23 protein-coding genes and 1 tRNA gene are annotated in these 24458 nt (G+C 68.0%); 11 read left to right on the forward strand and 13 right to left on the reverse strand.

The genetic code is table 11. The features are described 5' to 3' along the window. Window positions 1-12 precede the first annotated feature (12 nt). Entirely contained in the window at window positions 13-1041 is a 1029-nt protein-coding gene (gene tsaD, locus AC3WXD_RS07920; protein ID WP_492323476.1) for a tRNA (adenosine(37)-N6)-threonylcarbamoyltransferase complex transferase subunit TsaD, read from the reverse strand. A 165-nt stretch (window positions 1042-1206) separates the two neighbouring features. Here tsaD and AC3WXD_RS07925 point away from each other — a divergent pair, with 165 nt between their 5' ends. From AC3WXD_RS07925 to dnaG, 4 genes are all read left to right on the forward strand, one after another. Further along, entirely contained in the window at window positions 1207-2481 is a 1275-nt protein-coding gene (locus tag AC3WXD_RS07925; protein WP_492323477.1) for a BaiN/RdsA family NAD(P)/FAD-dependent oxidoreductase, read from the forward strand. A 133-nt stretch (window positions 2482-2614) separates the two neighbouring features. Beyond that, window positions 2615-2827: a 30S ribosomal protein S21 gene (rpsU, locus tag AC3WXD_RS07930; protein ID WP_017226050.1), complete on the forward strand. Its 213-nt coding sequence runs from the start codon at window positions 2615-2617 to the stop codon at window positions 2825-2827. A 106-nt stretch (window positions 2828-2933) separates the two neighbouring features. After that, complete coding sequence (locus tag AC3WXD_RS07935; protein WP_020200878.1) at window positions 2934-3383, forward strand: GatB/YqeY domain-containing protein; 450 nt, start codon at window positions 2934-2936, stop codon at window positions 3381-3383. A 265-nt stretch (window positions 3384-3648) separates the two neighbouring features. Continuing rightward, window positions 3649-5463, forward strand: a complete 1815-nt coding sequence (gene dnaG, locus AC3WXD_RS07940; RefSeq protein ID WP_020200877.1) for a DNA primase — start codon at window positions 3649-3651, stop codon at window positions 5461-5463. A gap of 109 nt (window positions 5464-5572) precedes the next feature. On the opposite strand, the gene AC3WXD_RS07945 is transcribed toward dnaG, so the two are convergent. Next, window positions 5573-5938, reverse strand: a complete 366-nt coding sequence (locus tag AC3WXD_RS07945) for a hypothetical protein (RefSeq protein ID WP_029043164.1) — start codon at window positions 5936-5938, stop codon at window positions 5573-5575. Between AC3WXD_RS07945 and rpoD the strand changes: the two genes are divergently transcribed. Then, entirely contained in the window at window positions 5937-8240 is a 2304-nt protein-coding gene (gene rpoD / locus AC3WXD_RS07950) for an RNA polymerase sigma factor RpoD (RefSeq protein WP_231401529.1), read from the forward strand. The genes AC3WXD_RS07945 and rpoD overlap by 2 nt on opposite strands. A gap of 35 nt (window positions 8241-8275) precedes the next feature. Beyond that, window positions 8276-8354, forward strand: a tRNA-Ile gene (locus AC3WXD_RS07955). 78 nt (window positions 8355-8432) lie between these two features. Here the strand turns inward: AC3WXD_RS07955 and AC3WXD_RS07960 are convergent. The 11 genes from AC3WXD_RS07960 to AC3WXD_RS08010 form a co-directional block, all read right to left on the reverse strand. Next, on the reverse strand, window positions 8433-9218 hold the full coding sequence (locus AC3WXD_RS07960) for an ABC transporter permease (protein WP_020423638.1): 786 nt from the start codon (window positions 9216-9218) through the stop codon (window positions 8433-8435). Continuing rightward, on the reverse strand, window positions 9202-9984 hold the full coding sequence (locus AC3WXD_RS07965; RefSeq protein ID WP_454731960.1) for an ABC transporter ATP-binding protein: 783 nt from the start codon (window positions 9982-9984) through the stop codon (window positions 9202-9204). Before AC3WXD_RS07965 ends, AC3WXD_RS07960 begins: the two co-directional genes overlap by 17 nt. Next, window positions 9981-11294 (reverse strand): acyl-CoA thioester hydrolase/BAAT C-terminal domain-containing protein, encoded by a 1314-nt coding sequence (locus AC3WXD_RS07970; protein WP_454731959.1) that lies wholly within the window; start codon window positions 11292-11294, stop codon window positions 9981-9983. Before AC3WXD_RS07970 ends, AC3WXD_RS07965 begins: the two co-directional genes overlap by 4 nt. Beyond that, a complete protein-coding gene (locus AC3WXD_RS07975) occupies window positions 11291-12376 on the reverse strand; it encodes an ABC transporter substrate-binding protein (RefSeq protein WP_020200871.1) in 1086 nt (361 codons plus the stop codon). Before AC3WXD_RS07975 ends, AC3WXD_RS07970 begins: the two co-directional genes overlap by 4 nt. Window positions 12377-12439: 63 nt before the next feature. Next, on the reverse strand, window positions 12440-13945 hold the full coding sequence (locus AC3WXD_RS07980; RefSeq protein ID WP_492323478.1) for a class I adenylate-forming enzyme family protein: 1506 nt from the start codon (window positions 13943-13945) through the stop codon (window positions 12440-12442). Window positions 13946-14015: 70 nt separating this feature from the next. After that, complete coding sequence (locus AC3WXD_RS07985) at window positions 14016-14462, reverse strand: PaaI family thioesterase (RefSeq protein ID WP_020200869.1); 447 nt, start codon at window positions 14460-14462, stop codon at window positions 14016-14018. Window positions 14463-14520: 58 nt separating this feature from the next. Beyond that, entirely contained in the window at window positions 14521-15525 is a 1005-nt protein-coding gene (locus tag AC3WXD_RS07990) for a zinc-binding dehydrogenase (protein ID WP_492323588.1), read from the reverse strand. An 83-nt stretch (window positions 15526-15608) separates the two neighbouring features. Beyond that, the gene (locus AC3WXD_RS07995) at window positions 15609-16607 is read right to left on the reverse strand and encodes an ABC transporter substrate-binding protein (protein WP_492323479.1); all 999 of its coding nucleotides are present in this window, start codon (window positions 16605-16607) and stop codon (window positions 15609-15611) included. A 5-nt stretch (window positions 16608-16612) separates the two neighbouring features. Beyond that, entirely contained in the window at window positions 16613-17416 is an 804-nt protein-coding gene (locus AC3WXD_RS08000; RefSeq protein ID WP_454731955.1) for an ABC transporter permease, read from the reverse strand. A 15-nt stretch (window positions 17417-17431) separates the two neighbouring features. Further along, window positions 17432-18217 (reverse strand): ABC transporter ATP-binding protein, encoded by a 786-nt coding sequence (locus AC3WXD_RS08005; protein WP_020200865.1) that lies wholly within the window; start codon window positions 18215-18217, stop codon window positions 17432-17434. Then, window positions 18214-18984, reverse strand: coding sequence for a GntR family transcriptional regulator (locus tag AC3WXD_RS08010; protein ID WP_231401526.1), 771 nt, complete (start codon window positions 18982-18984; stop codon window positions 18214-18216). Before AC3WXD_RS08010 ends, AC3WXD_RS08005 begins: the two co-directional genes overlap by 4 nt. 355 nt (window positions 18985-19339) lie before the next feature. On the opposite strand from AC3WXD_RS08010, the gene AC3WXD_RS08015 reads away from it, so the two are divergent. From AC3WXD_RS08015 to AC3WXD_RS08035, 5 genes are all read left to right on the forward strand, one after another. After that, a complete protein-coding gene (locus AC3WXD_RS08015; RefSeq protein WP_454731954.1) occupies window positions 19340-20197 on the forward strand; it encodes a VOC family protein in 858 nt (285 codons plus the stop codon). Next, complete coding sequence (locus tag AC3WXD_RS08020) at window positions 20194-21300, forward strand: M14 family metallopeptidase (RefSeq protein WP_492323480.1); 1107 nt, start codon at window positions 20194-20196, stop codon at window positions 21298-21300. The genes AC3WXD_RS08015 and AC3WXD_RS08020 overlap by 4 nt, the downstream gene beginning before the upstream one ends. A gap of 62 nt (window positions 21301-21362) precedes the next feature. Beyond that, on the forward strand, window positions 21363-22379 hold the full coding sequence (locus AC3WXD_RS08025) for a quinone oxidoreductase family protein (RefSeq protein WP_492323481.1): 1017 nt from the start codon (window positions 21363-21365) through the stop codon (window positions 22377-22379). Continuing rightward, complete coding sequence (locus AC3WXD_RS08030; RefSeq protein ID WP_020200860.1) at window positions 22376-22801, forward strand: PaaI family thioesterase; 426 nt, start codon at window positions 22376-22378, stop codon at window positions 22799-22801. Before AC3WXD_RS08025 ends, AC3WXD_RS08030 begins: the two co-directional genes overlap by 4 nt. A 35-nt stretch (window positions 22802-22836) precedes the next feature. After that, window positions 22837-24453, forward strand: a complete 1617-nt coding sequence (locus AC3WXD_RS08035) for an ABC transporter substrate-binding protein (protein WP_020200859.1) — start codon at window positions 22837-22839, stop codon at window positions 24451-24453. Window positions 24454-24458: the final 5 nt, after the last annotated feature.

Raw genomic sequence — 24458 nt, forward strand, 5'->3', positions numbered from 1 at the left:
GGGTGCCCGCGGCTACGCCGGCAGGCGGATGTCCGACAGATCCCAGCGCGGCGTCACGCCGTAGCCGTAGTCGTGCCGCGCCAGCTCCGGCGCGGCCTGCAGGCGCATCGCGCCGGCGAAGGCGATCATCGCGCCGTTGTCGGTGCAGAACGCCAGGTCGGGGTAGTGCACCTCGATCTTCTTCTGCGCGGCGAGCTGGTCGAGCCGCTCGCGCAACTGCCGGTTGGCGCCCACGCCGCCGGCCACCACCAGCCTGCGGTGCCCGGTCTGCCTGAGCGCGGCCATCGACTTGGCGGCCAGCACGTCGACGATGGCGTCCACGAACGCGCGCGCGAGGTTGGCGCGGTCCTGCTCGCAGACGTTGCCCATCTTGCGGGTTTGCGTCAGCACCGCGGTCTTGAGGCCGGCGAACGAAAAATCCAGGTTGCCCGAATGCAGCATCGGCCGCGGCAGCGCGTAGGCGCCGGGCGTGCCGAACTCGGCCAGGCGCGAGACTTCCGGCCCGCCCGGATAGCTCAGGCCGAGCAGCTTGGCGGTCTTGTCGAACGCCTCGCCGGCGGCGTCGTCGAGGGTCTCGCCGAGCAGCGCGTAATCGCCGATGCCGCGCACTTCCATCAACTGCGTGTGGCCGCCGGAGACCAGCAGCGCGACGAACGGGAACGGCGGCGGATCGCGCGTGAGCAGCGGCGACAGCAGATGGCCTTCGAGGTGATGCACGCCGAGCATCGGCACGTTGAGGGCAAAGCCGAGCGCGTTGGCGACCGAGGCGCCGACCAGCAGTGCGCCGGCCAGGCCGGGGCCTTGCGTGAACGCGATCGCGTCGATGTCGGCGCGGGTGCGGCCGGCCTCGCCGAGGACCTGCCGCAGCAGCGGCAGCACGCGGCGGATATGGTCGCGCGAGGCGAGCTCGGGCACCACGCCGCCGTAGTCGCGGTGCATGGCGATCTGCGAATGGAGCGCGTGCGCGAGCAGGCCGGCCGTGGTGTCGTAGAGGGCCAGGCCGGTTTCGTCGCAGGAGGATTCGATGCCGAGGACAAGCATGGGAACAGGCAGCGCCGGCCCGGAAGCGGACCGGCAAATCAATCGGTTGGCGCCGGCGCGCTGGCGCAAGGCCAGCAGGGTAGCACAGCGGCGCCGGCCCCGCCTTCCGCGGCCTTTCGCCGCCTTTTCGCTACAATCGCCGCTTCTTCAGCAGGCAGGACGGACATGAGCAGCAGGCACACCACGGGAGCCGCGCCGGGCGGCGCGCGCGCCGCGCGCTTCGACGTGGCGGTGCTCGGCGCCGGCGCCGCGGGCATGATGTGCGCCGCGGTGGCGGGCCAGGGCGGCGCCAGCGTGGTGCTGGTCGACCATGCCACGCGGCTGGCGGAGAAGATCCGCATCTCCGGCGGCGGCCGCTGCAACTTCACCAACCTGCAGGCCGGGCCGGCCAACTACCTGTCCGCCAACCCGCACTTCTGCCGCTCGGCGCTGGCGCGCTACACGCCGCAGGACTTCCTCGGCCTGATGCGGCGCCACGAGATCGACTGGCACGAAAAGCACCGCGGCCAGCTGTTCTGCAACGACAGCGCCGAGCAGGTCATCGAGATGCTGCGCGCCGAGTGCGGCGCCGGCAACGTGGCCTGGCGCACCGGCTGCGGCGTGGAGGAAGTGCGCCGCGAAGGCGACGACTTCCTGCTGGCGACCACGCAGGGGCCGATCCGCGCCGGCGCGCTGGTGGTGGCCACCGGCGGCCTGTCGATCCCCAAGATCGGCGCCACCGACCTCGGCTACCGCATCGCCCGCCAGTTCGGCCTGGGCATGGTCGAGACGCGCCCCGCGCTGGTGCCGCTGACCTTCGACGGCCAGGGCTGGGCGCCGTTCGCGCCGCTGGCCGGGGTCTCGATGGAGGTCGACATCGCCACCGGCAGCGGCAAGGCCGCCGGCGCCTTCCGCGAAGACCTGCTGTGGACCCATCGCGGGCTGTCCGGCCCCGCCGTATTGCAGATCTCCAGCTTCTGGCGCCCCGGCACGCCCATCGCCATCGACCTGTTCGACGGCGCCGACGCCGGCGACTGGCTGCTCGAGCACAAAGGCACCAGCCGCAGGCACCTGGCCAACCTGCTGGCCGAGCGCCTGCCGGCGCGGCTGGCCGATGCCTGGTGCGCGGCGGCGGGCCTGAACGGCGCCCAGCCGCTGCACGACATGCCCGACAAGGCCCTGCGCCGGCTCGGCGCGGCGCTCAACCGCTGGGAACTGGTGCCGTCCGGCACCGAGGGCTACCGCAAGGCCGAGGTCACGCTGGGCGGGGTGGACACGCGGGCGTTGTCGTCGGCCACCATGATGGCGCGCGCGGTGCCGAACCTCTATTTCATCGGCGAAGTGGTCGACGTGACCGGCTGGCTGGGCGGCTACAACTTCCAGTGGGCCTGGGCGTCGGGCGTGGCCGCGGGCCGCTCTGTGGCGGAAATGGCACGCGCGGCCGCGCCGGCGGCGCCATAGCCCCGATAGGGGGATTTCCTGCAATGCGGGCTTGACAAAAGCTGTGATAGACTTGGCGTTTTCGTAAAATCCTCGCAAGACCGCTCAACCGCTGCGTTCATCCGCGGCACTGCCACTGCTACTTATTTCAGCAATGACTACCATCCGCCTTAAAGACAATGAGCCGTTTGAAGTCGCCATGCGTCGTTTCAAGCGCACCATCGAAAAGAACGGCTTGATCACCGAGTTGCGGGCTCGCGAGTTCTACGAAAAGCCGACGGCCGAGCGCAAGCGCAAGAAGGCCGCTGCCGAGAAGCGCCACTACAAGCGCATCCGCAGCCAGATGCTGCCGAAGAAGCTGTACTGAACGCTGCTTCGTTCTTCGCATCAGAACCCGCTGTGGGCAAGGCTCCGGCGGGTTTTTGCATTGGCGCCCGCGCGGCGCCCCGCATCACTATTTCTGGAAGATAGCCATGTCCCTCAAAGCCCGTATCAGCGAAGACATGAAGGCCGCCATGCGCGCCCGCGAGTCCGAGCGCCTCGGCACCATCCGCCTGCTGCTGGCAGCCATCAAGCAGCGGGAAGTGGACGAGCGCATCGAGCTCGACGACGCCGCCGTGCAGGCCGTGATCGACAAGCTGATCAAGCAGCGCAAGGACTCCATTAGCCAGTTCCAGCAGGCCGGCCGCACCGACCTCGCCGACAAGGAAAGCGCGGAAGTGGAAGTGCTCAAGGTCTACATGCCGGCAGCCCTGTCCGACGCCGAAGTGGCGGCCGAGGTGCAGAAGGCCGTGGCCGAGAGCGGCGCGGCGGGCCCGCAGGACATGGGCAAGGTCATGGCCGTGCTCAAGCCCCGCCTGGCCGGGCGCGCCGACATGACCGCGGTGTCCGGCCTGGTCAAGGCCGCGCTGGCGCCGCGCTGAGCGTACGCCGGCGCCTGCCGGTGATTGCCGGTGACGGGTGGCATGGGTTTCGCGGGCGGCCTGTGCGCCGCCCGCCGGCATGAAAGTCTGTCTTGCGCTGCTTTCGCCGGACATCGCTCACCGGAACTGCCTGCAATCCGTTGCGTCTGCACTACAATGTATTGTTAGGGACCGGGAAAGCGCAGTTCCGGTCACGCCTTCCAACACGATCATATCGCCGCCGCCCGCCCCCGACGGGCGTTCCGGCACGAGGACGACAAGCCGGGTGATTCCGCAATCCTTCATTCAGGACCTGCTCAACCGTGTCGACATTGTCGATGTGGTGGGCAAATACGTGCAGTTGAAGAAGGGCGGCGCCAACTTCATGGGGCTGTGCCCCTTCCACAACGAGAAGTCACCGTCCTTCACCGTGTCGCCGACCAAGCAGTTCTACCACTGCTTCGGGTGCGGCGCGCATGGTTCCGCCATCGGCTTCCTGATGGAGTATTCCGGGCAGTCCTACCCCGACGCTGTGCGCGAGCTGGCGCAGTCGGTCGGCCTGTCGGTGCCCGAGGAGCGCGACCGCCTGCCGCCGGCCCAGCGCGCCGAGCAGCAGGCGCGCTCGCTGGCGCTGTCCGAGGCCATGACGCGCGCCACCGATTTCTACCGCAAGCAGCTGCGCGGCGCCCCGCAGGCGGTCCAGTACCTCAAGGGCCGCGGGCTGACCGGCGAGATCGCGGCGAATTTCGGGCTCGGCTACGCGCCCGACGACTGGCAGGGCCTGGAAGCCGTGTTCGGCAGCTACCGCGACGACGCCATCGCCGGCCCGCTGGTGGAAGCCGGCCTGCTGATCGAAAGCAGCGACAAGCGCGACGCCGACGGCAAGCCGCGCCGCTACGACCGCTTCCGCGACCGCATCATGTTCCCCATCCGCAGCACCAAGGGCCAGGTCATCGGCTTCGGCGGGCGGGTGATGGGGCAGGGCGAGCCCAAGTACCTGAATTCGCCCGAAACGCCGCTGTTCAGCAAGGGCACCGAGTTGTACGGCCTGTTCGAGGCCCGCCACGCGATCCGGGAAACCGGCTACGTTCTGGTGGTCGAAGGTTATATGGACGTGGTGGCGCTGGCCCAGCTCGGCTTTGCCAACGCGGTGGCCACGCTCGGCACCGCGTGCACGGCGGTGCACGTGCAGAAGCTGCTGCGCCAGACCGACGCCGTGGTGTTCTCGTTCGACGGCGACGCCGCCGGGCGCCGCGCCGCGCGGCGCGCGCTGGAAGCGTGCCTGCCCTATATCGCGGACAACAAGACCATCCGCTTCCTGTTCCTGCCCGCCGAGCACGACCCGGACAGCTACGTGCGCGAGCAGGGCACCGATGCCTTCGCCGCGCAGGTGCGCGATGCGATGCCGCTGTCGCGCTTCCTGCTGCAGGTGGTGGCCGAAGGCCAGGACCTGCGCCAGCCCGAAGGCCGCGCGCGTGCCCAGTACGAGGCCAAACCGCTGCTGCAGGCCATGCCGGCCGGCGGGCTGCGGCTGCAGATCGTGCGCGAGCTGGCCGACGCCACCGGCACCACGCCGGCCGAGATCGAGGCGGTCTGCGGCCTGGCCAGCGACCCGGCGCGGGTGGGCCGCTTCGCCCAGCCGCGGCCGCGCGCTAAGCGCCAGGCGCCGACCGGGCTGGAGCAGCGCGTGCTGCAGCTGCTGATGTGCTATCCGCAGTTGTCGGCCCGGCTCGACGCCGACAGCCGCGTGCTGCTGCTCGAGGACGAGCAGGCCGGCGCCGAGGTCCTGACGCACCTGGTGTCCGCCTGCGACGAACTGCGGGGCGAGGTGAACTTCGCCGCGTTCAGCGAGCACCTGGCGCAGTCGCCCCACGCCGAGGTCTACGCCAATGTGCGGGCCGCGGTACTGCGCGAGGAGATCGAGGAGGAGCCGGCGGGGCAGGAATTCGAGGCGGCCATCGCCAAGCTGCTGGCCGAGCCGCTGCGGCGCGAGCTCGACGGCCTGCAGGCGGCGGTGATCGCGGGCACGGCCGACGAGGCCGCCAAGAGCCGCATGCGCTGGCTGGTCAGCGAGATCAACCGCCGCCGGCAGCTGGGCTGAAGGCTGGCCCGGCGCGCGGCGCGAGGTGCGCCGCAGCGGGCATGGCGGTGGATTTGTGAAGCAGAGATGGAGGCTTGGCCCGGCGGTATTGAGCTTAAGCCTTGATTTTTCAGGTGAAAACCTCACCTGTTGGGAAGCCGGCTAGCTGCAACGTGCTACAATAGCCGGTTTGGATAGCGAAATCTTTCTCTCCAGTTCTGGTGAAAGTGAGCGTGCCAATGGCAAAGGCCAAAGCAACCGAAAAGGTTTCCACTAAAGCTCCCCAAGCGGGGAGCGGCAAGGCGTCCGTGAAATCAACGGCGGCTGCGAAGTCAGCCGCGTCAGTCAGGACGCCCGCCCAGCCTGTGCCAGCTAAGACCGCTCGGAGCGCCAAGGCGCCCGCAGCGAGCACTTCCTCCGGAACCCGTCTATCCGAAAATTTGAGGCCCTCGACTTCGGCACGCGAGAGCGGCAATAGCGCCAATGCAAGCGGCATGCACGCCGCATCTGTACCAGTGAAAGGCAAGAGTATCACCGTGGCGAAACAGCAGATTACCGAAGTCGAGAGCAAGCGAACGGCAGCGACCAGCGCCAAGACCGGAACGGCCAGGACGGCCGCCGCCGCGTCGGAGGCCAAGGCGCCCGCCACCACTTCCGCCCCCGTTGCATCCGAGCGTCCCGCCGCTCCGGCAGTCAAGCCGGAGCCGAAGAAGCGTGGCCGCAAGCCCAAGGCCGGCATGCAGCACGACGACAGCACCACAGACGACGTGACTGAAGAGCTTTACGAAGACGATATGCCCGCGGCAGCACCCGTTGCCACCGCGGCGCCCAAGACCGAAAAGCAGAAGGCCCGTGACCGCAAGGCCAAGGAAAAGGCCCTGCTCAAGGAATTCGCCTCGACCCAGCAGGGCACCGAGGAAGAACTGGAAGCGCGCCGCCAGAAGCTCAAGGCGCTGATCAAGCTGGGCAAGTCGCGTGGTTATCTGACCTACGCGGAAATCAACGATCACCTGCCGGACGACATGGTCGATTCGGAGACGATCGACACCCTGGTCGCCACGCTCAACGACATCGGCATCGCCGTCTACGAACAGGCGCCCGACGCGGAAACCCTGCTGCTCAACGACAACGCACCGTCGGCCACCAGCGAGGAAGAAGCCGAGGAAGAAGCCGAGGCCGCGCTGTCCACGGTGGACTCCGAGTTCGGCCGCACCACCGACCCCGTGCGCATGTACATGCGCGAAATGGGCACGGTGGAGCTGCTCACGCGCGAAGGCGAAATCGAGATCGCCAAGCGCATCGAAGCCGGCCTGAAGGACATGGTCATGGCGATCTCGGCTTGCCCGGTCACCATCTCCGAGATCCTGGCCCTGGCCGAGCGCGTCGCCAGCGACGAGATCAAGATCGACGAATTCGTCGACGGCCTGATCGACCCCAACGCCGAAGACGTGCCCGCCGCCGCCAGCGCGCCGGTCGCGGCGGCCGCGGCCGACGATGAGGACGTGGAATCGGACGACGACGAGGAATCCGACGAGGACGAGGACGACGACGCCGGCGGCCTGGCCGCCTCGGCCCGCCAGCTCGAAGAACTGAAGCAGGCCGCGCTGGAGAAATTCCGCGTGATCGCCGAGCAGTTCGACAAGATGCGCCGCTCGTTCGAGAAGGAAGGCTACAAGTCCAAGGCCTACGTCAAGGCCCAGGAAGCCATCCAGGCCGAGCTGATGAGCATCCGCTTCACCGCGCGCAACGTCGAGCGCCTGTGCGACACGCTGCGCGGCCAGGTGGACGAAGTGCGCAAGCTCGAGCGCTCCATCCTCAAGATCGTGGTCGACAAGTGCGGCATGCCGCGCGCGGACTTCGTCGCCCGCTTCCCGGGCAACGAGACCAACCTCGACTGGATCCAGACCATCATCGACGACGGCAAGGGCTACAGCACCATCGTCGAGCGCAACGTGCCGGCCGTGCACGAACTGCAGCAGAAGCTGATCGACCTGCAGGCGCGCGTGGTGCTGCCGCTCAAGGAACTGAAGGACGTCAACCGCAAGATGTCCGAAGGCGAGAAGCGCGCCCGCGAAGCCAAGCGTGAAATGACCGAGGCCAACCTGCGCCTCGTGATCTCGATCGCCAAGAAGTACACCAACCGCGGCCTGCAGTTCCTCGACCTGATCCAGGAAGGCAACATCGGCCTGATGAAGGCGGTGGACAAGTTCGAATACCGTCGCGGCTACAAGTTCTCAACGTACGCCACGTGGTGGATCCGCCAGGCCATCACCCGTTCGATCGCCGATCAGGCGCGCACCATCCGCATCCCGGTGCACATGATCGAGACGATCAACAAGATGAACCGCATCTCGCGCCAGATCCTGCAGGAAACCGGCAACGAGCCGGATCCGGCAACGCTGGCCGAGAAGATGGAGATGCCGGAAGACAAGATCCGCAAGATCATGAAGATCGCCAAGGAACCGATCTCCATGGAAACGCCGATCGGCGACGACGACGACTCTCACCTGGGCGACTTCATCGAAGACACCAACACGCTGGCCCCGGCCGAGGCGGCGCTGCACGGCTCCATGCGCGACGTCGTCAAGGACGTGCTGGACTCGCTCACGCCGCGCGAAGCCAAGGTGCTGCGCATGCGCTTCGGCATCGAAATGAGCACGGACCACACGCTGGAAGAAGTCGGCAAGCAGTTCGACGTCACCCGCGAACGGATCCGCCAGATCGAAGCCAAGGCACTGCGCAAGCTGCGCCACCCGAGCCGCTCCGACAAGCTCAAGAGTTTCCTCGAAGGTAGCTGACCGGAGCGCGCCCAGCGCGCTGGTCTGACTTTCCAGGGCCTCTAGCTCATGCCTGGTTAGAGCAGCGGACTCATAATCCGTTGGTGCCGTGTTCGACTCACGGGAGGCCCACCATTGAAGAAAAGGGGTTACGTCATTGCATTTGGCGTAACCCCTTTTTATTTCTTGGCTACGTAAATCCCGGCCGAGGTTCTAGCCGTCGCGATGTCGCGCCTCCCAGAACACCACGTGTCGCTGCAGCCAGCGTACCGTCTGGGCGCCGGCCAGTCCCGTCAGGGCGAGCAAGATCACGCCTGCAAACATGGTGGCCAGGCTCATGCTGACGGAAGACGAGGCGATCAGGTAGCCCAGCCCGCGCTGGGCCGAAAGGAATTCTCCGACCACCGCGCCGATCAATGCCAGCGAGACACCGATCTGCAGTCCGCCGAAGATGTCGCCGAGTGCCGCCGGCAACTTGACATGCCATAGCAGGAACAAGCGTGAAGCGCTGAACGCCCGGCACGCGTCGAGCAGTTCGGGGTCGGTGCGGCGGATGCCGTTGACCGTGTTGACGAACAAGGGGAAGAAGCAGACCAGCGCAACCAGCACCACCTTGGAGGCGGCGCCGAAGCCGAACCAGACCAGGATGATGGGTCCCAATGCCACCTTTGGCGTTGCCTGGAGGCCGATCAGCAGCGGATAGACGAAGCGTTCGAAGGTTGCCGATTCCGCCAGCAGCGCGCCCAGCAGCACGGCCATCACGCAGCCCGAAGCGTAGCCGGCCGCGGTGTTGGCGAGCGTGGCGCCGATGTGGGGCCACAGCGAGCCGCTGGCGAAGCCGGACGCCAGGGCCTGGAATACCGCCGCGGGCGGTGGCAGCAGGTAGTCGGGTATCCGCCACCAGCGCACCGCCTGATCCCAGGCCAGCAGCAGCAAGCCGAGGCTGATGGCCGGATAGGCGAGGGCGGGCAGGCGTGGCAGGCTAGACGGGCGAGGCATTGAAATGTCTCCGCAAATGCTGGGTGAGTGCCACGAATTCGGGCGTATCGAAGGTGTCGAGCGTGCGCGGCCTGGGCAGGTCGATCGCAAGCGACTCGACGATGCGGCCCGGCCGGGGCGACATCACCAGAACGCGGTCGGCCAGGAACACGGCCTCCGGGATGCTGTGCGTGATGAAGAGGACCGACTTGCGCTGCACGCTCCAGATCTTCTGCAATTCGAAGGTCAGCGTCTCGCGCGAGAGCGCGTCGAGCGCGGCGAAGGGCTCGTCCATCAGCAGCAGGGCGGGATCGGGCAGCAGCATGCGCGCAATGCCCACGCGTTGCTGCATGCCGCCCGACAACTCGAAGGGGAAGCCATCGGCGAACGCCGTCAGGCCGACGCGCTCGAGCAGTTCGTTGGCGCGGGCGCGGCTCGCCCGGGGGTCCAGGCCGAGCGTGCTGGCTGGCAACAGCACGTTGTCGCGCACGCTCTTCCATGGCAGCAGGTGCGGTTTCTGGAAAACGACGCCGGTCCCGCGGCTCGGTCCCTTGACCGGATGGCCGGCCAGTCCGATGGTGCCTCTTGTCGGCGCCAGCAGCCCCGTGGCGAGACGCAGCAACGTGGACTTGCCGCAACCGGACGGGCCGAGCAGCGCGACGAATTCTCCGTGAGCGATGGTGAGATCGATGTCGGCCAGCGCCTCGGTATGGCCGCGCCGGGTCGGGTATGTCACGCCGACGCCGGAAAATTCCAGCGCGGGCGCACTCGTCGGGGATACCGTCATGGCTGTGCCGTGGCGCTTGCCGCCTGCGCCAGGAAGGCGCGCACGCGGGTCCACGATCGCGCGCTGGCCAGTGCGTTGGCCGCCGCCGTCCCGCCGCCGTCCAGTACCAGCCCGGCTACCGGGTGTGGCTTGGCGATCAGCGTGGCGGGCAACTGCGGCAGGCCGATGGCATGTCCCGCGGCGTCGCCCACGACGTGTTCCACCGGCCAGCCATGCCCGTGCTCGCGTAGCTGCCGCGCGATCTGCTCGCAGTAGAGCGTCGATGGCCAGAAGCCGTCGTCAGTGCCCGAAATCAGCAATACCGGCCCGCGGATGCGTTCCACCGGGATCCGCGCCGCCGCGGCGTGGGCCGGGTCGCGCAGCACGCTGAGGAAGGCGGCCGCCTGGCGCACGGCCTGGCCGGGCGCGGGTGCCGCGTTGAATGCGGTCCAGTCGGCTTGCGGGTTGCCGCGCCAGATGTTGGGCAGCGCCTCGCCGCGCCAGGTCCAGGCGGTGTCGTCGGGCGGCTGGCCGGGGCGGCCGGCGCGCAGCGTGCCATGGACCACCGCGCTCGGCACGTAGGCGACGACCGCCGAAACCAGTTCGGGAAACCGCGAAGCCAGCAGCAGCGCCAGTTCTCCCCCGCGCGAGACACCCGATACCGCGATGAATCCGTTTGCCGGCCGCAGGTGGTCGCGCACCCAGCGCAGTGCCGCTTCGAAATACTCCAGCGGCGTATCCGAGATGTGGTCCGGCCTGCGCGGAGCCTTGAAATAGCCGAGTGCCAGCGCGGCATAACCATGCGCGGCATACAGCGCGGCGCGCTGCTCGTGCATGCCGCCGCCGGAACCGGCCAGCACCACCACGGCGGGATGCGGACCCGCGCCGGAGGGAAGGAACAGCGTCCCGCTCAATCCATCCTCGGCCACGGCCCGGCGGGTCACGCCGGGCGCGACGAAGCGCAGCAGGTACTCGGCCCGGGCGACGGTTCCGTCGGCGGCGCTCGCAGACACGGCGACCCGAAGCGGCGCGGTATCCTCGCCGAGTTCCGGCCGCGCGGGCAGCCGCGTGCGGCGCATGGCCCAGACCGGGGCGGCGGGATCGGCTTCCTGCCAGTCGCCCGCTATCGGGGCGGTGTCCGCCACGGAAACGGTTCCCCGCGCGTCGGCCACGAAGGTGGCGCGGCTTTGCCAGAGACTGCCGTCAGCGGGGGCGAGCGAGGCCTGCACCACAACCTCGGCCACGGGCGCGAAGCCGTATGCCACGATGCGGCGCGGCTGGTCCACCAGGCCATCGGCCGGGGTGATCTCGATGCGGGCGGCGGCGCTCATTGTGCCGCCTTTGCCCGGCGAATGAGCGCGGCATGGTCGAAATCGGAGAAGGCGGGCACAAACTCGTTGGAGAATATTTTCTGCAGGGGCACGTCCGCGCTCGGGTACTCGCCGGCCTTCGCCATTGCCTCGATGCCCCGCTGAATGGCGGCCACGTCGTACTGTCCCGGCACGCGCGCGGTGCCGGCCGGTGTATGCAGGACGCGCTGCAGCCGGCGGCTCAGCAGTTCGGCCGCCTCGCGCAGGTTCCTGGCTTCGTCGCCTGCCGGCTTCGCCTCCGGGTTCTGCTTCCAAAACGCCTTCACGCAGAACACCGGATTGGCCTCGCATGCGTACTGTGCCTGCGTGTAGGCGCGGCCAAAGCGTCTCACCAGGTCGGGCTGGTCGCGCAGGGTGTCCACGTGCGCGATGAACCCGTTGCCCGCGGCCTCCTGGAACACCGCCGGATAGGCAAGGCGGCGGATCCTGGTGCCGGAGAGCTCCAGCAGGTCATCCCAGCTGCTGTTGAAGTTCAGCGCGTCGATCTGGTGCGAGCGCAAGGCCTGGAACCCCGCGCCGAGCGCGCCGACCGCGACGTATTCCACGTTCTTGCCCGGCTCCAGCCCGGCCACTCGCAGCGCCGCGCGTCCGCCGGGGATGGTGCCCCAGGTCAGCGCGCCGACGCCGATCTTCTTGTCCTTCAGGTCGGCCAGCGTGCGGATGGGCGAATCCGCGAGCACGGCAAATTCCATCGTGTTGGCCGGTACGCCGTTGTAGAAATAGCGCAGCGGCAGCGGGTCCTTGCCGGAGAAGTAGCTTGCGATCACGGGCTCCGACGTGGGGTAGCCGAAGGTCACGCGCTTGCCCGCCACCTGGGGCAGCAGGGCGCCGGCGCCCTGGAACACGATGGTCTTGACGCTGAGGTTGGCGTCCTTGAACAAGCCGAGTGCCTCGGCCGCGGCGTACGGCGCGCCGTCGTGCACGGCCGGCGGTATGGCCAGCGCGACCGTGACTTCGTCCAGAGCGTGGCTGGGCGTGGCGGCCAGCAGCAGGCCGGCGAAGATGGCCGCGGCGGTGGCTGCGAATGCTGTCGGAGTGTGCATCGATTGATTCCTCGTGTAGTGGTCGGCGCGCCGCTTCTCCGTGGATGGCGTGGCGGCGCGGTATCAGTCCTTGCCAAGGCGGCGTAGCGCCTCGTCCGTCAGGACCCGGCGATCGATCTTCTGGGTTGCCGCCAGCGGCAGCGAGTCGATGAACCAGATGCGGCGCGGGTGCTGGTACGCCGCCAGGTTGGCAAGCGCGAACGCCCGGAGCTCCTGCTCCGAGGGAGCGGGAACGCCGGCGCGCGCAACCACGAAGGCGACCGGCTTGGTGCCCTTGACGTCGTCGGGCACCGGCACCACGCTGGCCTGGTGGACGGCAGCATGGCGTTCCAGCACCTTCTCGATCTCGCCGGGATAGAGGTTCTCCCCGCCGCTGACGAACATGTCGTCCCGGCGGCCGACGAAGGTATGGAAGCCGTCGGCGTCGCGCTGGAAGATGTCTCCCGTCACGTAGTAGCCATCGTCTGTGAACGGGGCAAGCTCGGGGCGCCGGTGATAGCCGAGCATCAAGCCGGGGCTGCGGATCTGGAGTACGCCCTCATCGGCCTCGCGGCCTTGCTCGTCGACCAGCCGCAGGCGCACGGCCGGGTGGGCATGGCCCACGGCCAGCGGCGGCGTCGGCAGCCCGGCCGGATGCGGGCCGAACACCACCGGGCCGCCTTCGGTGGTGCCATAGGCATTGAGCACGCGGGCATTGGGCAGCAGGTCGCGGATCTGCTCCAGCAGGCTGGCGCTGACCGGCGCGGAGCCCATGCGCACCACGCGCACCGAACCCAGGTCGGTCGAGGCCAGCGCCTGCTGCTCGCGCAGCATCATGGCGATCATCGGCGGCACGGCGGTCAGCCACGTGCAGCGGTAACGGCCAATGGCCGCTACGTAGGCGCGCGCGTCGAACTGCGGCAACAGCACCGCGGGCGCATGGCTGGCCAGCGTGAGCAGGATCAGGGCCAGCGCGTTCATGTGATAGAGCGGCGCCGCGATCAGCACGCGCTCGCGCTCCAGCGGCGTGGCCTGTTGCCGCGTGCGCACCACCCAGAGATGGCTGGCATGGCTGAGCAGTACGCCCTTGGGCCGCCCCGTGGAACCCGAGGTATAGAGCAGGAAGGCAACGTCCCGCGCTTCCGGTTCGACCGCCGTGAACGGCCCGGGATTCGGCAGCGCCGCGAAGTCCGGCGTGCCGAACACGCACGCGGGCACGCCGGCCGGCACGCGGGCGCCGCGCTCGGCATCGCACAGGATCAGCCGGGCGCCGCTATCCGCCAGGATGTAGCCGATCAGGTCCTGCGGGAGCTTGAAGTTGACCGGCACGGCCACCAGCCCGGCGCGCAGGATGCCGAGCAGGCAGACCACATAGTCCACCGAGTTCACGCCGAGCAGCGCGATGCGTTCGCCCTGGGCATAGCCTCGGGCGAGCAGGCCTCGCGCCAGCGCATCGGCGCGGTCGTCGATCTCGCCGAAGCTGTGCAGTGTGTCCTGCTGGCCAGCATTCACGCCGATCAAGGCAATGCTGTCACGGTCGGCCTGGCGGGCAATGACCCGGCCCAGGTTCCGGCTTTCACTATCGCTCATTGCGGTGCCTCCAGGGCGAACGCGCATTGCGCCGATGCGTTTGCGCGAGGGATGTCCATTGGCGCCGCCATCAGGCATCGCCGGTACGTGCCGCGGGTGCGGGCGTGGCATAGACGCCCCGGCCGCTGGCAACCAGTTCGCCGTTGGTGTCGAAGACGCTGGCTTCCGCCACGCAGACCTGCCGGCCGTTCTTGATGACTTTCCCTACCACCTTGAGGTCGCCGCGTGCGGCACGGTGGTAGTCCACGCGCAAGTCGATGGTGGGCACGCCCTTGCCGGTATGCGATACCAGGGCCCAGTCGGCAGCCAGGTCCACCAGCGCGGCAAGAATGCCGCCGTGGATGTAGCCCAGATCGGGATTGACCACCCACTCGTCGCGGAACTTTGCGCTCAGCGTGATTTCGCCGTGGCCGACGGAGAGGACCTGCAGGCCCAGCCATTGATGATAGGGGCCGCGCAGCAGCTTGGCCTGGATGGCTTCGGCGCTGGGCAGCGCCGGGGAAACGGTGTCGTTCATGATGATTTTCTTGGCATTCAGGAGGGCAGGCGCATCGCCTTGACGGCGCGTTGGCGGTTCAGGGTGCTACCACCACTTTGCCCAGCACGGCGCGGTCGCGGATCAGCGCTAGTCCTGCCGCGGCCTGCGCGAGCGGCAGCACGCGATCGATCACCGGGTCGAGGCGTCCCGCGGCGACCAGTTCCAGCAGCGCTTTCAGGTCAGCCTCGTAGAAGCTGTTGGAGCCCTTGATGTTCAACTCGAAGCTCCACACATAGCGCAGGTCTTCCTTCGGGTCGTGACCCGCGGTGGCGCCGCAGACCAGCAGGGTGCCGCCTCGCTTGAGGCTCTTGACCGAAGGCAGCCAGGTATCGCCACCGGTGAAGTTCACCACCACGTCCACGCCGCCTTCGTGGGTGCGGCGCTGCGGCTTGCCGTACCTGGCGATCACCCATTTGGCAAAGTCGGTCTCGCGGTAGTTGATGACATGGTCGGCGCCCAGCTCCAGCAGGCGCTGCGCCTTCTCGTCGCTGCCAGCCGCGGCGATGACCTCGGCGCCCAGCAGCTTGGCCAGCAACACCGTCGCGGTGCCGACGCCGCCGCTGGCGCCCAGCACCAGCACCTTGTCGCCGGCCTTCACGGTCCGGTGCGTGAACAGCATGCGATGGGCGGTGCCGTAGGCCACCGGCAAGGCGGCCGCCTGAGCAAACGTCACCGCATCCGGCAGGGCGATCAGCTGCGCCGCGTCCACGCGGGCGTACTGGGCCATGCCGCCGTCCACCATCTCCCCCATCAGGCCGACGCCCGGCTTCAACGGGTTGACCAGGACGCGGTCGCCGGCCTTCCAGTCGGCCACGCCGTCGCCGACCTCGGTGATGGTGCCGGCGAGGTCGAGACCGATCACCACGGGCAGCGGGACCTTGATGCCCGGCATGCCCTGGACGGTGAAGACGTCGTGGTAATTGAACGACGATGCGCCTACCCGGATGACGACGTGGCCCGGGCCGGCCTGCGGCACAGCCTTGTCATGCACCAGTTGCAGTTGTTCCAGAGTGCCGTGTGCCTCCAGCACAAGGGCTTGCATTGTCTGACTCACGCGATGTTTCCTTTCTCTTGGTGTCGTGTGTTCTTGCGTTGTGTGTCTCGTCCGCGCTGCGCCGCGTCCGCCTACTTGAGCCCGTTGGCCAACTGGTAGGGCCTGGTGGCGAAGAGCTCGTCCGTGATGTCGCCCTTGACCAGCCCCGACTCGGTGAACACGGCATGCTGGCGCTTGAGCGTGGCGATGTCCGCCGGCTCGAACGCCACGCGATTCATCTCGTTCCACAGGCTGACATAGGTCCTGGCGTCGTCTTCCGGCAGGTTGGCCTTCTTCCGCAGGATCTGCACCACCTCTTCGCGATGCGTGTTGCCCCACGCCAGCGTGTCGCGCAGGCTGGCGATGACGCGGGCGACCACCTCCGGCTGCTTCTCCACCAATTCGGCGCGCACCGCGCCAACGCCGATATAGGGCACCGCATCGGAGCGGGTCAGCTTTTTCCATTCCTCGGCGAAGCTGCTCAGCCGGCGCACCGGCAGTTCGTCGCCCAACTGGGCCACGGTGACCGAGCGCAGCGCGGCGCCATCCACCTGCTTTTGCGCCAGGAACTGGGCGAGGCGCGATTCGTTGCCGCCCACCAGCGAGAAATCCGAACTCTTGATCTGGTAGTTGCCGGCGAGTATGGCCCCCGCGATCACGGCCACCGAGGACCCCGCGGGCGACATGCCGATCTTCTTGCCCTTGAGCTCCGCGAGCGTGCGGATCGGCGAGTCCTTGGGCACCACGAACTGCACGTCCGCTGGCTGGGTCGCGGCGAAAATGCGAATCGGCACGCCCGAGGCGGCGGTGCCGAACACGCCGGCCACCGGCGCCCCGAAGGCCAGGTCAATCGAGCCGGAGGCCAGCGCGCGCAGCGGCGCGTTGACGTCCGGGAAATGCACGAACTCGGCGTTGATGCCGCGCTTGGCGAGGAAGTCCTTCGATTCCAGCACCGAGCCATAGCCCAGGCTGACGCCGCTGGTCCAGTAGCCGATGCGCACGGTATCCGCGGCGCGAGCCGGGCCAGCCGTGATGGCGGACGCGGCGATCATTGAGGTGGCGGCCAGGGCCGCGGCGAAGAGCTTGCGCACGATGGTTATCCTTGTGGGACGGGAAATGGTGTCAGGGCGGGCGCCGGACGCGACGGAAACTTCCATCGGAACAGCCACCGCTCCAGGGGTTTGAGCGCGCCGCCTTCGAGCAGCAGCATCAGGGCGACGAGCAGGACGGTCCAGGCGAAGACCTGGTCGGTCTGCACCAGGTCGGCGGCCTGGCGCAGCCGGTAGCCGATGCCACTGGACGCGCCGATGGTCTCGGCCACCAGCGACACCCGCCAGCCGAAGCCGAAGGCCAGCCGGGCACCGGCGAAGAAGTGCGGCAGGATGGTCGGGCCGTAGATCTTCAGCAATATCCGGGCGCGCGACATCCGGAAGCTGCGCGCCAGGTCCACGTACTGCATGTCCACGGTCTGCGCGCCTTGCCAGACGTTGGTCAGGATCAGCGGCATGGCTGTCATGAAGACCACGAAGATCGTGGTTGCGTCGGAAATGCCGAACCAGATGATGGCGAAGATCGCCCAGATGGCGGAGGAAACGGTATTGAACAGCGTCAGCAGCGGCTCGAAGAATCGGGCGAGCACGCGGCTGGCGCCCAGCGCGAGTCCCAGCAGCGTGCCGATGACGGTGGCGATGGCAAAACCCAGCATCACGCGCTGGCAAGTGGCCGCCACGTCCTGCGCGAAGGTATCGCTGTGCCATAGCGATACCAGCGCCAGGGCCACCTTTCCGGGGCCGGGCAGGACGAACGACGGCAGGCGCGCCGCGCCGATCCACCAGGCCAGCAGGATGACGCCGGCAAGCAGCAGGCGCTGGGCCAACAGGGTCGCGAATCTCCTGGGCATCGTAGTCTTTCTCCTTCAGGGTCTGGACCGCAGTACGCGGATCTGCTCGGCAACCGCGGGGGAGGTCGGCACGCGCGGCCGGGCCAGGCGGTCCAGCGCAATCACGTCGATCACGCGCCCCGGCCACGCCGCGAGCCGCACCACCCGGTCGGCCAGGACGACGGCTTCCTCCATGTCGTGGGTCACGAACACGACCGTCATGCCGCTGCCTGCCTGGATGCGCAGGAGTTCGTCATGCATCTGCGAGCGCGTTTGCGGATCGAGCTTGGAGAAGGGCTCGTCCATCAACAGCACCGACGGCTCCGCCGCCAGGCTGCGGGCCAGGGCCACCCGGCTGCGCATGCCGCCCGACAGTTCGTGCGGCCATGCGCCGGCATGCGATTCGAGGCCGACCAGGCGCAGCATCTCGCGGGCGCGCGCATGGCGCGCGGCGCGGGACAGATTCGTGCCTTCCAGGCCGAAGGCGACGTTGTCGCGCACGCTTCGCCACGGCAGCAGGCGGTCTTCCTGGAACATGTAGGCGATACGGCGCCAGTCGGCGATCTGCGCGGCCGGCACGCCACCGACCGTGAAGCGCCCCGCGTCCGGCGCGAGCAGGCCCGACAGGATGTTGAGGAGCGTGCTCTTGCCGCAGCCCGAAGGACCGACCAGCGCCAGCACTTCCCCGGTGCGCACGGTGAGGTCGATGCTCTCCAGCACGGTGACGGCGCCGAAGCGCTTGGCGACGCCCGCGGTTTCGAGGGCCGGTGCCGGGCCGGCACGCAGCAGGGCATCGGGCAATGTTTCGGGCACGGCGATCATTTGCCATCCCTCACCGCCAGCAGAGGCAGGTAGGTGCCCGCCTGCGACAGGCTGGCGTAGACCTTCTCCAGCGTTTGCGCGCGGAACGTCTCGATATGGCGGCGCGCAATCGTCTCCGCGGCCTTTTCGTCGTGGTCCTCGAAGGCCTTGATCATGGCGTTGTGGTCATGCTTGATTTCAGGCTTGACGCGCTGCACGTTGAACCCGAGCGCAACCAGCCGGGACATTTCATCCATCAGTCCGGACAGCGTGCGCAGCAGTCGCTCGTTGCCCGTCGCCGTGGCGATGGCGAGATGAAACTGCTTGTTGGCATCCATGAAGACATCGATGCGGTCCGGCAGCGGCCCCACGTGCTCCACCCGGCAGGCCGCCTCCAGGCGGTGCAGCAGGCGGGTGTCGACGCGGCGGGTCGCCAGCCGGGCGGCCATCGGCTCCAGTTGCACGCGCAGCGCGAAGACCTCCTCCACATCCTTCACCGTGATCGGTGCGATCTGGTAGCCCTTGCGCGGGCGGGATCGCACCAGGCGCTCGTGGGCCAGGCGCGTCAATGCGATCCGGCAACTGTTCTTGCCGAACCCATAGGCAGCCATCAGCTCCGCTTCGGTCACCGTGGCGCCCGGCATCAGGCGGCACGACAAGATATCGCGCCGGATGCTGGTGTACGCGGCCAGGCCCTGGCTGCCCGCATCGGTGTCGTCCCGCGACGCGGGCATGGCGACGCGAGCGGGCCTCGCTGGCAGATCAGTCATTCCGGTCATTGCGGTCATTGGCGTGCAGCTCCCTGACTTGTGAGCGGCTTACAGATTGGCACTGCGGCGCCCACGGTGAGCAGCAAAGCTTAGTTCCGCCGACAGGGGCGGCCAACGAAGTTTTTGTCAAAAGCACATCTGTTCGCCGCGTGGTCTGGGCCGCCCACCACGCATTGGCCGCGCGCCGGCTGGGCGGCTCAGCTAGGCAGGTCAGCTGGGCGGCCCAAGTGCCGCGCCGGCTTGATAAACATAGAGAAAATGGTCAGTTCGCCAGAACGGCCGGGACTCGTAGCATTCGAAATTCTGTCCGCCGTCCTGGAGCCGCCGTGTCGCATCGTCCTGTGTTCTTTTCCCCATTGGCGTGGAGCGCGCAATGAGCAAGATTCCCGCTCCCGTGCTCGATCATGTCGTCATCAACGTCAAGGAGCAGCTCGACGACGCGCTGGCCATCTATCGCAAGCTCGGCTTTGCGCCGACCGAACGTGGGCACCATTCGCTCGGCAGCAGCAATCACCTCGCCATCTTTGGCGAGAACTACCTCGAACTGCTTGGCTACGAGACCGGCAAGACGATCCAGCGTCCAGAGGTAGTCGAAGCGCCGCTGGGTCTCACGGGTCTCGTGTTCAAGACCACCGACTCGCTGGGACTGTATGACGCGATCCGCGCCGGAGGCCTCGCGGTCGAGCCGCCGGCCGAGTTCGGCCGGCCGGTCAACCTTCCCGATGCGGTGCGGGAAGCGCGCTTTCGCACCGTACGCCTTGGCGTGGAACTCGTGCGCAACGGCCGTACCTTCTTCTGTCACCACTTCACCCCTGAACTGGTCTGGCGCGACGAATGGCGCGCGCATCCCAACGGGGTCACCGACATCGTCGGTTTCGTGATTGCCTCGGCGTCGCCGGAGCAGACAGTCGCGCTCTATGAAACGCTGTTCGACCGCAAGGCGGTATCGGCTGCCGAAGCCGGTGGCCGCGTCTTCCAGGCGGGCCGGGCGCGCGTGGAGTTCGTGACGCCGGCGCAGGCCGAGCGGCGCTTCGGCCCGGTCGCCACGACCGACGACGGCAGCGAACGCAATGTGGCGCTGATCCTGCAGACCAGTTCGCTCGCGCGGCTGCGCGCCACGCTGGCGGAGAATGGCGTGCCGTCGGCCACGCTTGCCGATGGCTCCGTGCGCGTGCTGGCCGAGGACGCGTTCGGCGTCGCCTTGCAGTTCGTGGAAGAGGCCGCGCGATGAGCACGGAGCTCGATTACTGGCACTATTTCGCCACCGGCTACGTGGCGGCTCGCGAACGCTTCCGCGAGGCGGCGTCCCGTGCGGAGGCCGAGCAGACCACCCATGCGCACCCGACCGCCAGAGGCCCCGGCGGCGAGGTGTTGAGCATCGACGTGGCCCGCATAGGGGCGGCGAGCGCGCCTCGCCAGCTATTGGCGATCAGCGGCACGCACGGTCTTGAAGGCGCCGCCGGGTCGGCGGTGCAGGTGGCCTGGCTGGCGACGGCAGCGCGGCAGCTGCCGGCTGGCGTCGCGGTGACGCTGATCCACGGGCTGAACCCATACGGCTTTGCCCACGCGACCCGGACCACGGAGAACAACGTGGACCTGAACCGCAACTTCGTCGACCACGATGCGCCCTATCCCGGCAATGCCGACTATGCCGAGCTGCACGAGCGGCTGATTCCGGGGCATTGGGACCGCGATGCTCTCGCCGACGCCGTCCTTGCCACCGAGGCATTCCGGGACAGGCACGGTGCCGACGCGCTGTTCAACGTGCTGGCAAGCGGCCAGTACACCCACCCCGAGGGCCTGGTGTATGGCGGCAACGGGCGGGAATGGTCCAACCGCGTGCTGCAGCAGATCGTCGACGCCCAGCTGGCGCAGGCGGAACGCGTTGGTTTCATCGACTGGCACACGGGCATCGGCGACTATGCCGAACCGTTCTTCCTCTGCTTCAACGAGGAAGGCAGTGCCCTGCAGCGGGAAGCCGCGCGCTGGTGGGGCGGGGACCGGATCTTGCGCCAACGGCCCCATGGCCTCGCGCGTCCGAACTACCAGGGACTCGTCTTCAACGGCGTCGAGCGCTTCCTGGGCGGTCGGCCGATGGTAGGCGCGGTGGTGGAGTTCGGCACGCGCGGACCGAATACGTCGCTGTCCACGCGGCTGGATCAGTGGTTGCGCTTCAAGGCGCCGCTCGCGCCCGATGCGCAGCGCGACGCGCTGTTGCGCGACGACCTGCGCGACGCGTTCGTGCCGTACTCCGCGGTGTGGCGCCGCAGCGTCGTCCGCCACGGCCTGCAGATCACGGCGCAGGCGCTGGACGGGCTCGCCGGCTGGCAATAGGCCGATCGCCAGGCGGCAGGGCGGCGAGCCCGGTTTCCCTCTTTCCTTCTCATCCCCATCCTATGAAAGCCATCGTACTGCGCGAGCATGGCGGCAACGACAAGCTGCGGCTCGAAACCGAATTCCCCGACCCGGTTGCAGGCCCCGGCGAAGTGGTGCTGCGCGTCGGGGCGTCCTCGCTCAACTATCACGACGTGTTTACTCGCCGCGGCATGCCCGGCATCAATCTGCCATTTCCCGTCATCATCGGCCTGGACGTGGCGGGCGAGATCGCATCGGTCGGGCCCGGCGTGACGGACTGGCAACCGGGAGATCGCGTGCTGGTCGATCCCATCGACCGGGTAAACGGCGGGCTGGTCGGCGAAACCATCCACGGCGGGCTGGCGGAGCTATGCCGCGTGCCGGAGCACCAGTTGATCCGCCTGCCGGAAGGCGTGAGCTACGACGAAGCCGCGGCGCTGCCGGTGGCCTACGGCACGGCGCTGCGCATGATGAATCGCGTGGGGCAGGTGGCCGCGGGCGAACGGGTGCTGATCCTCGGCGCCAGCGGCGGCGTGGGGGTCTGCGCCGTGCAGCTTGCCAAGCTCGCGGGAGCGGAGGTCATTGCCTGCGCCGGTTCGGCGGAGAAAGCCGAACGCCTGCGCGAACTCGGTGCCGACCACGTCATCCTCTATACGGAGGAGGACTTCCTCACCGCGATCCAGCGGAAGTTCGGCAAGCCCGCCCGCCGCCGCGGCGCCGCCAACCGGGGCGGCGTGGACGTGGTGGTGAACTTCACCGGCGGCGATACCTGGGTCAGGTCGCTGCGCGCCTTGCGCCTCGGCGGGCGCCTGCTGACGTGCGGCGCGACGGCCGGCTTCGATCCCAAGGAAGACATCCGCTATATCTGGACCTTCGAGCTGCAGATCCGCGGCTCCAACGGCTGGGAGCGCGAAGACCTGCACGAACTGCTCGACCTCGTCCAGCGCAAGCGCCTGCGCGTCCTGATCGACCGCAAATGGCCGCTCGCAGCGGGTGCCCAGGCGCTCGCCTCGCTGGAGAACCGCCAGGTGACAGGCAAGGTCCTGGTGGGCGCATGAGCACGCTTCTCACGCAAGCGCAGATCCAGCGCGCCTTTGACGATTCGCCGTTCATCGCCTCGCTGGGGATGACGGTGACCCGCGTCGACCATGCGGCGCAGACGCTCACGGTGAGCGTGCCTTTCCAGCCCGGGTTCGAGCGCGGCGCCGGCACCGGCCAATGGCATGGCGGACCGCTCGCCGCGATCATCGATACGGTGGGCGACTTCGCCGTCGGCATGCTCGCCGGCCGCGGCCTGCCCACCATCAACTTTCGCGTCGACTACCTGCGTCCGGCAATCCAGACCGATCTGGTCGCGGTGGCCACCGTCCGGCGTCATGGCCGCAGCGTCGGCGTGGCCGACGTCGAGCTGCTAAACGGGGAGGGCGTCCTTCTCGCGATCGGACGCGCCAGCTATTCAACATTGCCGGCCGCCCGGTAGCGGCACCGCAACGCATGCATGATTCGGAGTGTTCCATGAGCAAGATCACGGGCCTGTCCCGACGTTCGTTTCTTACCAATACGGCCGGCACGATGCTGGTCGGACTGGGCATGCCCACGGCCGCATGGGCCGCGGCGGCGCAGGCCCGGCGCGGCGGCACCCTGGTGGCCAGTTGGGGCGGCCTGGAGCCACAAGCCCTGTTCGTGCCGGGGGGCGGCGGGTCGAGCCCGTTCCAGACCTCCACCAAGATTCTCGAGCGCCTGCTCAAGATCGACAGCCAATTGTCGTTCCAGCCGGTGCTGGCGACCGAGGTAAATGCCTCGGCCGACTTCAAGACCTACACCATCAAACTGCGCCAGGGCGTGAGCTGGCACGACGGCAAGCCGTTCACTTCGGCCGACGTGGTGTACAACGTGCAGGAACACTGGAAGCCGATTTCGGCCGGCATCGCCCTGAAGGCGCTGCAAACGGTGGAGGCACCCGATGCCTACACCGTGAAGCTGATCTTCAGCAAGCCGGTGCCCGAGTTCTTCCTCAAGTCCGTGCTGGCCGGCCAGTACCAGCTGGTGGTGCCCAGGCACCTGTACGCGGGACGCGACCTCATCACCAATCCGCTCAACAACGCGCCGGTGGGTACCGGGCCCTGGAAGTACGGGCAATGGGTGCGCGGCAGCCATGTCGAGTACAAGCGCAACGAACAGTACTGGAACCGTGGCGAGCCCTACCTGGACAAGCTGATCGTGCGCTGGTGGGGCGACCCCGCGTCGCGCGCGGCGGCGTTGGAAACGGGCGAGCTCGGCCTTGCCTACTCGAATCCGGTGCCCGCGCGCGACGTCGCGCGGCTGCTCAAGACCGGCAAGGTCGTCGCCGATACCAAGGGCTACGAGAACTCGGCATGGACGGTCACCGCCGAGTTCAACCAGCGCCGCGAGATCGTCAAGCGCCGTGAAGTGCGGCAGGCGATCCTGCACGCCATCGACCGCAAGTTCATCGTCGACACAATCTACTTCGGCCGCGGCAAACCGGCGGTGTCTCCGATCTTCCGCAGCAACCCGATCTTTTTCACCGACGATGTGCCGAAGTATCCGTTCGATCCGAAGAAGGCGGAGGCGCTGCTCGACGCCGCCGGACTGCCTCGCAAGAACGGCAGCCGTTTCACGATCAATCTGCTGGCGGCGGCATGGTTCGAGGAAAACGCCAAGCTTGGCCAATACCTGAAGCAGGCCCTGGAAGACGTCGGCATTGCCGTTCGCCTGGACTCCGTCGACCGCGCCACGGCACTGAAACGGATATACGGCGACTACGACTACGATATCGCCGTGTCGAATTTCACCGCGCCGCTGGAACTGGTGCCGGTCGTCACGCAGTTCTTCACCAGCGACGGCATCGTCAAGGGCGCCGCCTTCCGCAACGCCACCGGCTACTCGAACCCGGCCATGGATGCGCTGGTCGAAAAGCTCAGCATCGAAACCAATCCGGAACTGCGCAAGAAGCTCGCGCACGAGTTCGCGCGGCTGGCGTCGACCGATGTGCCGATCGTGCCGCTGGTCGAGATCGAGTCGTTCACGCTGGCGGGTACGAAGGTGCGCGATTTTTCCACCGGTGCCAATGTCCAGGGCGAATCCCTGAACGACGTGTGGCTGGCGCAATGAGGGTG

It is taken from the genome of Cupriavidus sp. FW216-B1, from assembly GCF_058789195.1.